The sequence below is a fragment of the Lentzea sp. NPDC059081 genome, from assembly GCF_042738015.1.
Taxonomy (GTDB): Bacteria; Actinomycetota; Actinomycetes; order Mycobacteriales; family Pseudonocardiaceae; genus Lentzea.
The window spans coordinates 389,883-402,919 of record NZ_JBHYGW010000007.1; the positions used below are offsets into that span (position 1 = coordinate 389,883).

Annotated in this window: 8 protein-coding genes and 1 pseudogene; all 9 read right to left on the reverse strand. The window is 64.3% G+C overall.

The annotated features are described in order from the left end of the window. Window positions 1–295: 295 nt before the first annotated feature. A complete protein-coding gene (locus ACFWV3_RS19475) occupies window positions 296–1,093 on the reverse strand; it encodes a hypothetical protein (protein ID WP_382412773.1) in 798 nt (265 codons plus the stop codon). Window positions 1,094–1,764: 671 nt separating this feature from the next. Further along, window positions 1,765–1,983, reverse strand: a complete 219-nt coding sequence (locus ACFWV3_RS19480; protein ID WP_382412774.1) for a hypothetical protein — start codon at window positions 1,981–1,983, stop codon at window positions 1,765–1,767. Between the two features lie 680 nt (window positions 1,984–2,663). Continuing rightward, window positions 2,664–3,341: a hypothetical protein gene (locus ACFWV3_RS19485; protein ID WP_382412775.1), complete on the reverse strand. Its 678-nt coding sequence runs from the start codon at window positions 3,339–3,341 to the stop codon at window positions 2,664–2,666. A 394-nt stretch (window positions 3,342–3,735) separates the two neighbouring features. Then, window positions 3,736–4,628, reverse strand: a pseudogene (locus ACFWV3_RS19490) (IS982 family transposase). A gap of 58 nt (window positions 4,629–4,686) precedes the next feature. Then, window positions 4,687–4,992, reverse strand: a complete 306-nt coding sequence (locus ACFWV3_RS19495) for a hypothetical protein (protein ID WP_382412776.1) — start codon at window positions 4,990–4,992, stop codon at window positions 4,687–4,689. 30 nt (window positions 4,993–5,022) lie between these two features. Beyond that, on the reverse strand, window positions 5,023–10,020 hold the full coding sequence (locus ACFWV3_RS19500) for a hypothetical protein (RefSeq protein ID WP_382412777.1): 4,998 nt from the start codon (window positions 10,018–10,020) through the stop codon (window positions 5,023–5,025). Between the two features lie 647 nt (window positions 10,021–10,667). Then, the gene (locus ACFWV3_RS19505; RefSeq protein WP_382412778.1) at window positions 10,668–11,438 is read right to left on the reverse strand and encodes an integrase core domain-containing protein; all 771 of its coding nucleotides are present in this window, start codon (window positions 11,436–11,438) and stop codon (window positions 10,668–10,670) included. Window positions 11,439–11,474: 36 nt separating this feature from the next. Further along, entirely contained in the window at window positions 11,475–11,768 is a 294-nt protein-coding gene (locus tag ACFWV3_RS19510; RefSeq protein WP_382412779.1) for a hypothetical protein, read from the reverse strand. Window positions 11,769–11,896: 128 nt separating this feature from the next. Next, window positions 11,897–13,000, reverse strand: coding sequence for a hypothetical protein (locus ACFWV3_RS19515; protein WP_382412780.1), 1,104 nt, complete (start codon window positions 12,998–13,000; stop codon window positions 11,897–11,899). Between the last annotated feature and the right edge of the window lie 37 nt (window positions 13,001–13,037).

The following is a 13,037-nucleotide window of genomic DNA, read 5'->3' on the forward strand; positions in this document are numbered from 1 at the left end:
TGCTGCTCACGGCCGCTGCCTGGCGCGGCGCCGGGACGACCAGGTCAACGGGCACTAGCTGGGGAGAGAGGCTCGCGATCGCGGTCAACTGCGTCGCACTGTTGCCCTACCTTCGGTAGGGCCGCCGCGATTGGTGTCGGCGATTAGACAAGCGGCAGGAAGATCCGAACCAGAGCGCGACCAAGGCGACCGTGCGGCGTTGATGGGGCGACACCACGCCCGAACAGCGCTTTCGCCCCGACCATGATCACTCGCACGGGATGGCGTCGAACGCGGCTGGGGCGCACTGGGCGAGTCAGTCCTCGTCGAAGTACGCCTCGGCGGCGCGGCGGATCTGTGCGAGTCGTTTCGAAACGGCGCTGTGGTTGGCGTACCCGAGGACGTCGGCGATCTCGGTCTTGCTGGTGACGCCGCTGTTCAGCAGCACGACGATCTGCCGGTTCCGGCCATCCAGGAGCGTGAGGAAGTCGTTGGTGATCAGGTTGCCCAGCACTTCGCTCTCTAGCCCCTGGACGGGGATGGTGTCGGTGAGCTCGACGAACTTCACCGTCACCTTGCGCCGCTTCCCGTGCAGCTTGCGTTCGAAGTCTTCGCGAGCGTACGACCAGTGGCTGGAGAAGTCGTCCTCGATCCGGCGGGAACGAACCGCGTCCAGGATGCCGCGCGGCCGGCCGGTCCGGTCGGCGGCCTCCACGGTCTCGACTACGGCGTCGCGGGCGTCGTCCTCGCCGAACCAGACCTGTCCGCCCATCCGCGGGTTGCCGGCCACGGCCCCGGCGAGCACGCTGCCATCTTCCAAGGTGACCGGGCCGGGCGTCTTGCCCTTGTCGATCTCGGGAAAGTCCCGCAGGCACTCCTGAATGGTGGCTGTGACGGCGGGCACCCAGAAGTCCAGGTTGTGAGCCAGCAGCCGGATCGGGGCGTCGGCCGAGAACGCCTCCATCTTCGACCCCGACACCAGATGCGGCCACACCGTCCACGCCCACGCACGGGCCAGCCGTTCCTCGAAATCGGGCGGCAGGAAGTCGTCAATGCCCGACCAGTCGGCCATGAACGGCCACTGGCCGCCCCGCAGCAACGGCAGCCCGAACATGTCCAGCACTCGCTTGGGCAGCTGTTGTCCATCCTCCCGTCCGATCCCCGTAGAGCTCAGCGTGACAACTCAACGGTCGAGAACTGAACGACCTGCTCGACAACCGGAGGCGTCCTACGACTCCGTCAACGCACACTGTCCCCGAGACAGCTTGTTGTCGCTCGGACAGCGGGGAGGCAGCAAAGCCTGAGGTGTTCCCGTGAGACCTCGGAGAGATCTAGCAGCGTGCTCGCCTTCCGAGCTGGTCGAAGGAACGCAATAGTCGCTCGGCTAAGAAGGGAACGTCCGAGGGGACAGGCCCGAGCAACCCGTCCCCAGAACCTACCAGGGCACGGATAGGCCGAACGATGCCTCCACTACCAGGCTGCCTCCATAAAAGCGCTGGTCAGCCCTGTTCCCATCCTTTGGTGCTCCTGCCCAGAAGTTCGGCCCTGTGCAGAACGATCTCGCGCAGGGTTGTGCCCTGCCCAAAGTTCGGCCAGTGGCGGCGGCGCATACCGAGATCACCGACAGATACCGCGAAACACCGCCGCCACTGGCCTCCGAACAAGAAGTTTCACCGCGCTGCGTGAACGCCAATAGCCCGCAAGCGACGTGCGGCGGGCACGTGAAGTTCAGGTCTTCGTGGCAAACCGCGGGTCCTGCCGGCCGATTCCACGGTCGGTGGTGCACTAGCGCATGGTTCCTTCAGTGGATCGGGGTCTGCGGACGTCATGCCGTTGGTTCGAGCGGACGGTGAAGGCGACGTCGGGGCTGCTGTGGGTCTTGAGGATGAAGTCGAAGACCGCGGTGTTGTAGGGGCGGTCGAAGCCGTGCGCCGCGATGTCCTCGGGATGCTCGTGCAGGGTTGTCTCGGCCTGGACGGACGGCGGGGCCACGTTGGCGCCCATGGATGTCCAGCGCGATGACGGGGTCGCCGGTGAAGTAGATCTCCCCGGTACTACGTGACCATGTCGGGGTGGTGGAGCAATCCAGGCTTGGTCCCGTGGCGGCGAAACGACAACAGTTGCACACTAAGTGATGAAAGCCGTGCTCTTCAACGAGGAGTTCGGCCACAGCCGCGGCCTCACCCCGACACACCGGGGTAGAGGTCGATCCCCGGTCAAGCCCTCCAGGCGCGTTGTCTTCCTCTACGGAGAACGGTCAACGCGTTACACACAACGGTTCTACGGCAGAATCTGGAGCCACGAAACCGATCGAGAACCGCCCGGTGATCACCACGGGTCGAATAGCCACGGATGCTCGCACCACACCGTCGATCGCGGCGCAGATGTAACTCAACAACAACACATGGTGACACCCCGCCCAATCGCTCCTCGGCCAGGCGCCGCGTGCCGCAGCCGCTGGCCTAAAACGTGTATCCGATCGCGGCCAGGGTATGGCGTAGCAGGTCGTCATGCCGGTCGGCCTCGCCGTGCTGGAGCGGCCAGTCCGATAACGGAGCCACGCCGGACTCGACGAGAGACCAACCGGCGATCCACGGGATCAGGTCGGAACGATCAGTTGGTATCGCCCGGCCGAGCAAATCACTGTGGGCGATGTTGAGCGGACACCGTCGGCACATCAGCGATCAGCACCCAGGAACCTGACCATTGTGCTCAAATGGCACAAGCCCGCCTAGATACATCCAGCCTCGTTTCTCGGCCTTCGCCTCGGATGCCGATGTGGTCTCAGACCACCGCACTTGAGCCCATCGCGGACCTATGTTGTTGTCACCAGTGACCACAGGCGGGGTGAAGGTGCTGGTGGTCGTGCAGTCCACCCAGACCACTCGGCGGTTGGGAACCAGCCCGAGCTTGCCTCCTTCGACCTCGTTCGTTGTACGCACCAGCAGCCCGGGCGGAGGCGTGTCGATCACCACGTACGGCCATGGCCCGGGCGGTCGCGGCAAAGCCGTCGACCTCGCGGCCAACTCCTTCTTATAGGCTGCGTCGTCAGGCTCATCGGTGGATTCACGCTCTGCCGACCGTTCGATCTCGACCGCACAGGACCCATTGATCACCTGACCACATGGTGAACTCGAGTTCTGGGCGACGTTATTCCCACTGCCCTCGACTGAGGTGCCGCCTGATGAGCTACACGCTTGCACCCCTCCAAGGATGGCAGTAACGACCAGACCAAGCACAGCGATGGCGAGCATCCACTTGTTGAGAGAGAAGCTGTGGATCGCCGCCGACCAAGACTTCTTTTCTAAGTCGCCGTCCTGCGATGGTTCACCTGCAGGTTTTCCTGCGCCAGATTTCGACACCGTTCCTCCTAGGCAGAGTTCTAAGCAGAATACCCACCCTCGAGCGGATGCGAGCACCGGGCAAGCAATCGGCAAGTCCCGTCTCAACAAGCGCAGCTAGCGCCTGCTACCAGGATCACACCTGCTCACGGACACCAAACCCAGCCGGCCAATCGAACGGATACTGCTCATGGTCAGGTAAGCTGCAACCAGCCGAGAAGATTCCCCACCCCGTGTAATACGTTAACGGGACGTCGACCAACCTGGACATCCGAAATGGAATACCAATCACCGCAACCCTCTGGTCGTTTCGCCCCAAAATGAGCCTGCACTCAATCCCAAGTGCCATCAGGATGTTGCACGCGCAACTGACCATTACACGGCGACACGCACTAGACGAGTAAGTCCTAACCGCTCAGTGGTCGTAGGCGATCAGTGAGCGGGTGACGGGCTGGCCGGTGGCGCGGTTGTGCCAGATGGCGGCGGTCAGGGCGAGGATGCGTTGGGCGATGCGGGCGGTGACGCCGTCGATGGTGCGGCCTCCGTGCAGCTCGAGGTCGAGCTGGCCTTTGGGTGTGTCGTTGACTGATTCGATGAGCTGGCGGACGGGTTTGAGCAGGTGTTCGGCCGGGTGTGGGGTGCGGTTGCGGTAGTTCGGGCGCAGTAACCGGACCCCGCGTTCGGCCAGGAACGCGTCCAGTTCCTGGGAGACGTAGCCCTTGTCGGCGATGATCAGCAGGCCGTGCCGGTCGGCCAGCACGGACGGGTCGTGGTCCAGGACAGCCATCAGCACCTGCGTTCGTCGATTTTCGGGTTGGCCAGGGCCCAGGTGATCGGGAGTCCGGCCGGAGTGCAGATCAGGTGCAGTCGCAGTCCCCAGAAGAACCGTGAGTGTGATGAGCAGTAGCCGTAGCCGGCCCAGCCGGCCAGTTCGGAGCGTTTGATGGTTTCGCGGGAGCGGCCGCATTCGATCGGGGTGGAGTCCACGACCCAGGTCGCGTCGGTCCACAGGTCGGTGTCGAGCGCGAGCATGCGGATGACGCGCTTGAGCAGTGGGACCGCGGTGCGCAGCCGCTTGTTGTAGCCGGATTGCTGGGGCAGGTAGGAGAAAGCGCCGGGCAGGTGCCGGGGAAGGAACCGCAGCCAGCGGGCCTCGGAACGGATGCCGAGCAGGACCTGGGCGACGGCGAGGGTGAGCAGTTCGGCGTCGGTCAGCCGGGGTGGTCTTCCGGTCCGGGTGGGCTTGCCCAGGTGGTCATCGATCTTGACGTAGAGTGCGGTCAGAAGGGTGTTCAGGTCGGTCCTCACAAACTGATCTTGAACACCCTTCGTCCGTCTCCGGACACCACTAGGACTTAGGACTTACTCATCTAGAAGATACTTTGGCCGCACAGCGGTTCGAGCGATCGTGTGCGATGTCGAGGAGTTGCTCGGGTCCAACGCGATCCGACGGGATCAGGTTGCCCTTGCGGCCGGGGAACCCGTCCCTGGCCAACTCGGGAAACCGGCTGATCAGCACCGAGTAGACCACCCCTTCGACGAAGCTGCCGATGCTGAAGAGCGCGAGGAGGTAGGAGCCACAGGCCTCAGCCGCCTGACTCTCCCTCACTCGCGACACCAGCATCCGCACCAACTCCTCCTCCAGGACGAGTTCGCGCAGCCGTTGCTCCACGTCTTCAACCCCGCAGCACAACCGATCCGGTCAGTCCGTGAGGACTGAGGCCTCCAACTCACTCAGAACGACCTCCGTGACTTTGGGCCATCCGTCCGCCAGGTCGCCCAGGAAGGCGCTCCACGGAACGGTCACCATGGCGCGCGCCACCAACCTTCGAGCATGCGGGGGCTTGGCCTTGCGGGCCATCAGGATGAGAAGCTCGTACTTCCCGACCGAATCTTTCAAGTTCAGAACGAGCTTCTCCAGCCATGGAACGGGCCCCCACGCATCAGCCACCACCCGCATTCCCGTCGAGGACGTGATGAGTTCACGGATCGCACCGACCACATCAGCGTGAGCATCAGGGGATATTCCCGCCATCAACGTCTTCAGCACCTGCGTGGACACCAGACTTCTCCGCCCGCCTACGACATTGACGAAAAGATCCCGTGCACTGCCGATGTAGGCGACGCAGCGCCTCACGTCTCCCAAGGCGAACGCGGCGGTGGCCGCACGAGACCAGGCGTCGCTCCGATCGAACTCGTCGACAATCTCCGGTATGACCGCGTCCGCGAGATCAAGCAGACCGGTTGCACGGTCGGCGCTGCCGCCCAAGGCTTTCGAGACCAGGCAGAGCGCCGGGCCGCGATGCGCAGGGGTCGCAGTGGACCGTGCCACACTTTCGGCACGGTTCAGCTCGCCGTTGTCAATCAGTACCTCGACCAGCAGTCGCATCGCCCGATCGCTCTCATTCGCCAAGGTGATCTGCAAAGCCTTCTCCTCCGCACGATCGAACTCACCGGCCGAGGCCATTCCCTGACAGACGAGCCGCTCAGCCGCGGCACGTTGCTCCTCCGTCCTCATCGAGTGCGCCAGCGTCTCGGCTCGATCCACGTTGCCCGTGCGTAGTGCCGCCAGTACTGCCTTCTTCAGAATCGCGTCGGCTCCCAGCGCGGACGACGGGTAGGACGCCAGCCTCACGATCAGGATGAGCATCTCTGTCGCCTGATCGTGTGCGCCAGCGTCGTGCAAAACGCCGATCGCCTCCATCAGCGCCTCCGCGACCTCGGCCACGAGCTTTGACGACTCATCCGTCGCACAGCAGTTTCTGACGATGCGCCTGGCCTGATCTGCCAGCACCCGCGCTCGAACGTCGTTCCCAGTTCGCAGGTGCGCGATGGCCAAGGACATCAGTGCGGGCGCCCGATCCACGGGGTTGACGATGACCCCTGTCGCCGACTCGGCCTGGAGGACGGCGCCGCATCGGACCGCTGCCACGACGATCCGCTTCAACACCCGGTCACGCTCGTGGCGATCCGCCATCCGCGCTTCGGCAACAGCGTCCTCGATCAGTGCTACCCGTAGGTCGTCCGTGTCGACCGCCCCGGCCAACTCGGCCAGCATCCCCGCACGTTCTTGAGGTGCACGAACTCCCCGTACGACTGCCCAAGCATGCTTCACCAGTCGGGAAGATCCCGCACTCACGGCGGCGATGATCTGGTGTGCGCTGCCTGCAGGGTCTTGCGATACCCGGGCGATGCTTTCGGACAGGGTCAACAGTTGTGCCGCGCGCGTGGTGTCACCGGACTCCAGCGCCGCGCCGGCGAGTAACACCACGAGTTCGCCACGCACCTGAACGTCTGAAATTGACAGTGCCGCCTCGACACACTTCGCGATCATCTGGCCGGTCCGGACGCCACCGACTTTCTCTGCCAGCACGCGAAACGAAGGTGGACCGCTCAGTTCCGGCACGCGGCCGCCGGGCACATGGCCCGAAATGGGCATCCACCCGATGCGAACGTCATGACACAGCGTTCTGACCAGTTCCGCCAGGTCTTCGTCCCGACGATCACCCGAGAGACCGGCGAACTCAGAGACGATGCGCACCACGCGATCCACGTCACCTGTCGACATCGACACGGACGTAGCCACCGCGAGCGCAGCGTTCCGAACCTCCGCCACCGGAAAGGCACGTGCGATCTCCTCGCACATCGCGCCGTCGCCGTTCCGGCCCGCGAAGGCGGCCATCTGCCGCAATAGATCGGTGCGCTGTTGGAGGAGGTTTCCGACCTTTTCAATGACTCCCAGGGTTGTTCGGATGATTCCCCTGCCAAGGTCGAAGTGTCCGCAAGCTTGCAATGTGCGGCACAGCGCCATCAGCATCTCCGCTTGGGACCGCCTGGACGAGACCAGTCGAATGGCACGTAGGATTGTCTCGACCAGCGCCGCCGGAGGCGTGGTCATGATCCACAACACGCCTGGGCGAAACCCGTTGACGTACCCGTAGAAGCTGTCTTCCCGGTGACGGTCGGGCAAGTCGTCGTTCTGTGCGTTGAAAGTCGCCGCGCGCACGATCTCCCACACCAGGTCGTCTCGCAGACCTTCCTGCTCGCTTTTAGCGATGTCGACTGCCTGGCGGACGTATCTCATGCCCTCCTGGACATCATCTGCCGCAATTGCCTCCCGGCCCGAGTACAGGGCGAGCGCGAGGTGCGGTGATCTTCCCTCCAGTGTCGTCGGCAGGAGGTGCAGGACCCGCAAGCCGCCTTGTTCTCCCCGCAGCGTGTGGGCGAGTGCCGCTGCTCTTGTCAGCAGCCTCTCCGTCATGGGCTGACCGAGCGAAGCGTCGACCGCCGAGTCGACGAGCTGTTCCGCCCGCTCTCGTTCACCGGTCTTGACCACAGCGGCAGCGGCCACGAAGTAGGCGTCAGCGCGGTCACCGAGATCTGTCACCGCGTTGAGAGCCTCCGTCGGTGCGTTGAACGCGCCGGCGGGCACACCAGGGAGCTTCGCCAGCGTCCGAACGGCCTCACACGGATCCGCTATGTGATGGGCGACCTCAACCGCCAGCTCCACCTGTCCGGCCTCCGCCACGGCAGATGCGATCCTCGCCAACGTGTCGGTCTGCTCGAGGATGTCGGCGATCGACTCGGCGACGACCACAGCTCGCTCGACAAGATCACGCACGCCGCCGCGCGAAGCGACTAGCTTCAACGGTTGGTTGGTCCAACCAAGAGGCGGGTGCCAGAGGAACAACCACTGCTCGGCTCCCACCATCCCCAGGGCCACCGATCGGAGATGACCAGTCAGCCTGGCTTGCTCATCTCCCAACAGCCTGTCGAGGGCTTCATCGAACAGATCCAACGCCATTGCCGTTTCGCCGAGTGCCGCGGCCACGACCGCGATGGACGTGAGCCAGTCACAGAGGTCGCCACGAGTCATATCCATATCCCGCCGCACCGCTTCTGCTGCCTCGACAACGATGTCCACACCGGCACCAACACCCGTGCGGTCGAGCAGCTCCTTCAGCACGACCAGGCGGAACAGCGGAACCGGAAGACCGCGCGCCAAGCCAGAGATCACATCCTGAAGGTCGTCCTCCAGTCCCGAGGCGGTCGCTTTGACGGCGATCAGAATGCACTCATTGCGGTCCTCCCCCGAGAGGACGACGCCGGTCGCCAACGCCCTCATCACCAAGGCGATGTGGCTCGGGGCCGTCGCCTGGTTCACCAACGCTTGAACCACGTCGTGACGGAAGACGTCTTCCGAGATGGCCGCCGCCAGTTCAACACCTCTGGCGAAGTCGTGGGCGGCGATCGAGGCCATTGCCATCCGGCTCAAGGCATCGTTTCGCTTCTCGACGTTCGGGGCGGAGTTGGCCAGCGCCCGAGCCCGTTCGGTCCTGCCGAGCATCTGCCACAGACCGGGAACAGCAGCCGGGATGTTGGTGTTGCGGTTGACCAGGCGGTCCCGGTGGAACTCCAGCCTGCCCAGCAAGGGGAGGTCCGGATCCTCCTGAGCCAAGACCAGGTTCTGGGCGGCGGTGATCTCGGCCAGCGCGGTCACATCGCCGCCAGAAGCGTTGAGCAGGCACTCGTGCCGAGCCGGGTCTGCAGCCAGGGCGGCCAGTCGGGACAGATCGTGTTCGGCGGCGAGCATGTTGCCGTAGCCGCTGAGCAGGTATTCGGGAGTATCAGGTGGCCACTGACGCGCACGATGGCCGTCGGCCCAGACGTGCAGGCGGTCGCGATAGGCGCCGAGGCGGTCGGGGCCAAGCATTTCCCGGGCTTTGAGCTGGAGTTCTTCGTGGCCGAGGACGTAGCGCTCCGGGCGCGCGGAGTCGTAGTGACTGGTTCGGGTGGTGAAGCTGCGGCCCGCCACCGAACGCAGGTGGTCGTCCACCTCGTAGGCGGACCAGCCGATCAGGAGGCCAGCGAGGTCGGTGGCGGCCAAGCCCCCGCCGGACGCAACCACAAGCCCCAGAAGGTCTCTGCCGACGGACGGATCGCTCAGCAGAGCCTTCAGCTCTCGTTCCATATCGGCTCGTACCACGCCTGCATGCGCCCACGGCTCCAGCGGGCGGGCGGTCGACAGGTCTTGGAGGGGGTGGCCGTCGGGGACGTCGCTCGGGGGCGGCGGGTTGGGCCGGCCCGCAATGATCACACGCATGCCGGCTGGCGGGCGTGCGGGGAGCAGCTGGGCGATGCTGTGGGCGTCCGGGCCGGTGGTAACGCCCCTGTCCTCGTCCAGGCCGTCCACCAGGAGGACGAACTCCTCGCCTCGGTCCGCGCAAGCCGCTGCGGCCTTGGGGAAGAGGCTGAGCAGGTGCGTCTCCTGGGTGTACTCCGAGAGCAATGCCGGTGCGGTCTCACCGAGCATTGCGAGGAGCTGTTCCATGACGTTGGCGATGAACGCTAGGCGGTTGTTTTGACTGGCCCAGCGCGCCGTGACGAAGAAGGAGACGATCCGGACGCGTTCGGGCGGGTGCAGTACGAACCACGACATCAGTGCTGACTTGCCGGACCAGGCCTCTGCGCGCCACCACCAGTACTGGCCACGTGTTTGCGGCGATTGACAGAAAACGCGCAGCTCCGCGAGCTCGCGTTCACGTCCTTGCAGCTGTTCGGGCGCGATGCGGCGGACCTGTTCGCGGTAGCGGGTGTGGACCGGCACGCCGGTGATGAGGTTGATGTCGCCGTGAATATCACGTGCCTGGATGACCATGTGCGCATCGGAAGCGGTGTTGCGTATCTCCGGTCCGGACATGGGTACATCATGCCGAACGGCGGCCCATAAAGGAGGCCGGACCTCAAATCGTCCACTGCCTGCGCCAACCTTTCTTTTACGGATGGAATAATGGGGATCTCGGCGGTATCTGCCCGGCCCAACGGAGGCTCTTGTCCGAGAGGTGTGCGATGACTTGAGACTTCTTTCTGGCGCACGCCAGACCGGCCGGCGCGGTCGCCGAGCAGCTGCAGATCGTTCTGCGGTAAGGCTTCAGCCTCTTCGAGGACTTGGTGCTGCAAGCTGGCAGGGAGATAGGGATCTTTGGGGCCGTCTGGGGCACCGACATCAATACGAAGATTTCCCCGTGCCGTTGCCGAGGCCAGTGTTGCTCCTCAGAGCCCGTCGACCACCCGATCGAGGCCTTCGAATTCACGTTCGCGGACGCCGGCTCTACTTTCCGGCATGCTGTGGCCGGGGCATCACAGTGTTCGCCCATGCCGGTGGCTACGCCTCCGAGTCCGCAACGGGCCTGACCATCGGCTCGTGGCGTTGAGACCTTCCAGCGCACGTGGGCAGCCCAGGAGATGAACGATGACGGCCTACGAACACGCTGTGCATCCCAAACGAGGTAGGCACCGACACCAAACCCTGGACCCTGTGCGTGCCGAAAATAACATACGCGCAGTTCAGGCGGCATGGTGATACTCGTGGCGGACTGCACCGAGACGATCCGGTCGGAGCACCGCGAGGCGTTCGATCCGGTCAGATCCCAGTGGCTGAGGCCGGGCTCGCAGAGGTGCTGCCGCGGAGAGAGTCCGGTGGGCGCGATGCCGGTAGTAGTGCCGCTCGTACTCGCGCAGCGCATGCCGGAGGTGGGCCTCGTTCCAGACCAGCGTGCGGTCCAGGAGCTCTCCGCGCAGCGTCTTGACCCAGCGTTCCATGATCGCGTTCATGCGGGGCACCCGGACACCGGTCAGGATCGTCGTGATCCCGGCGCCGCTGAGCATGTCGTCGATCAGTGCCGGGTACTTGCCGTCACGATCGCGGACGAGAAAACTGACCTGTGCGAGGATGCCGGCGTCCTCGAGGTCCATCAGAAGATTTCGGACGGCCTGCGTCACCCACGCGTGTGTCGGATGCGCGGTGGCACCGAGAACGCGAACACGCCTACCGGCATGGTGAACAGCGGCGTGAATGTACTGGCGTGCACCGGTCAGCGTGCGAGTCTCGACAAAATCCATCGCCAAGACCACCTCGGCCTGGGAACGCAGGAACTCGGCCCATGCCACGGTCGCCCGGAGTGGCGCCGGGTCAACACCAGCAGCGTTGAGGATCTCCCACACGGTCGAAGCAGCGACCGTGACACCAAGGAGAGCGAGTTCTCCGTGGATGCGCTGATAACCCCACGAGGAGTTCTCCGCCGCCAGACGCAGAACAAGCCGGCGGACCGACGCCACGGTCCGCGGACGCACAGGCCTTCGACGCCGACTCGCCTAGGCGTGGTGACGCTTCACCAGGCCACGATGCCACCACAACACCGTATCCGGACTGACCGACAGTCGAAGCCGGCGCAAAGAGGCACGGCCCAGCGGAGTCAGAAGCGCAGCGAGGAACGCCCTGTCCTCAAGCCGGAGTTGAGGACGACGGTCGCCGAGTTGGCGCCGCACGACGGCGAGTTGGTGTCGACGAACAAGAATCTCAACGTCCTTCTCGCGGTCAGTCAGTGACAGCAGCCGCAGCGCAGCGAACGCGTGAGTGACAGCAAGGTAAGCGAAGCGAACCAGCACGGCACGCGATCATGCCCGACGCCGCTCTGCCGCTTCGCCCGCTGTCCACCGAGCTACTCAGACACCGGCACACGAGACTTCGAGCCTCAGGAATCGAGCGTGTTGCGTGTGCACGATCACGCACCCGGCTATGCCTGTGGCGCGAGCAAAGGCGCGAGCAATCGTGGCAGCCCGATGGGATGACTCAAGAGATCAAACCGACCATCGGCGACGTTCTGCCTCAGCCACCGCACCATGTCCCGCGTAAAGATCAGCATGAGCGTGGTGATCGCAATGTCAACTGGCCGATTCTTGTCGCGGATCGCCGAGACCAACCAAGAGCGACCGAGCCCCCACGACGTCCACAGCCACTCCTCTACCGCAGCACTGGGCGTTCCTACCTCAAGCTCATGTTCGACACGCTCGCACAAGTCGATTGCCCAGGCGGGCAGCTGCATGGCCAGATGCCAGGCACTCAGCAGCTCGTCGAGCGGAGTCCCGACTGCCAAGCCATGAAGGTGATCAAGAAAGTCCCCCTCCGGGAGAAAACCCAGGCCGCCTTCCTCATTCGCCACTACGGATCCGTCATTCAGCCTCAGGGTTGGTGTGTTGAACTCAAGCAATCCAAGCATCGGCGCCGCCGTCCCCTTCGGCAGCAGGGATCGACCGATCGCAGCCATCGCTCCAAGGTCGATCGAGTCAGCGCCTTCCCGCAGGGCGTGGGCAGCGATACTGCCCATTGCAGCAGACGTGAGAACTCCTGCACCGAATCCAGAGTCCAGTGCCGCCAGGGTTGGGTCAGCGGTGTTGACAATCGCACCAATGGCTCTATCGATCTGCCGAATCCGCCCTGGAACGAGTGTCGATGAGGCCACAGCTCGCCTTGGGTTCATCTCTTCATGAGCGGTAGCGAACCTTCCAACAGCTGCGTTCACGTTGCCGATGACCGTGGCGAACGCCTTCCTGACAGTGGGCTCAGGCACAGCCAAGCCTTCGCTGAATGCGGCCAACACGAGATCAGTGGGCCTGCGACCGGGTCTTGCGTGCCAGGCAAGCCAGATGAACAGGTCTGCAGCGCCTGGCGCGGGCTCGGAGGTGCTGCCTTTTCCTCGCCCGAGACTTCGTTTGAGGTTTCGCGGCACCAACCCTTGTTCACGCCAGCGCTCGATCTGCCTCGTCGAGATGTCAGCGCCGGCCTGCGCGGCCCACGTCGCCAGCTGTACATCTGCGCAACTCGCCTTCGTCCGTGGCATGAGATCACCGTAGCCACTTGGAACCCCCCGAACTTCG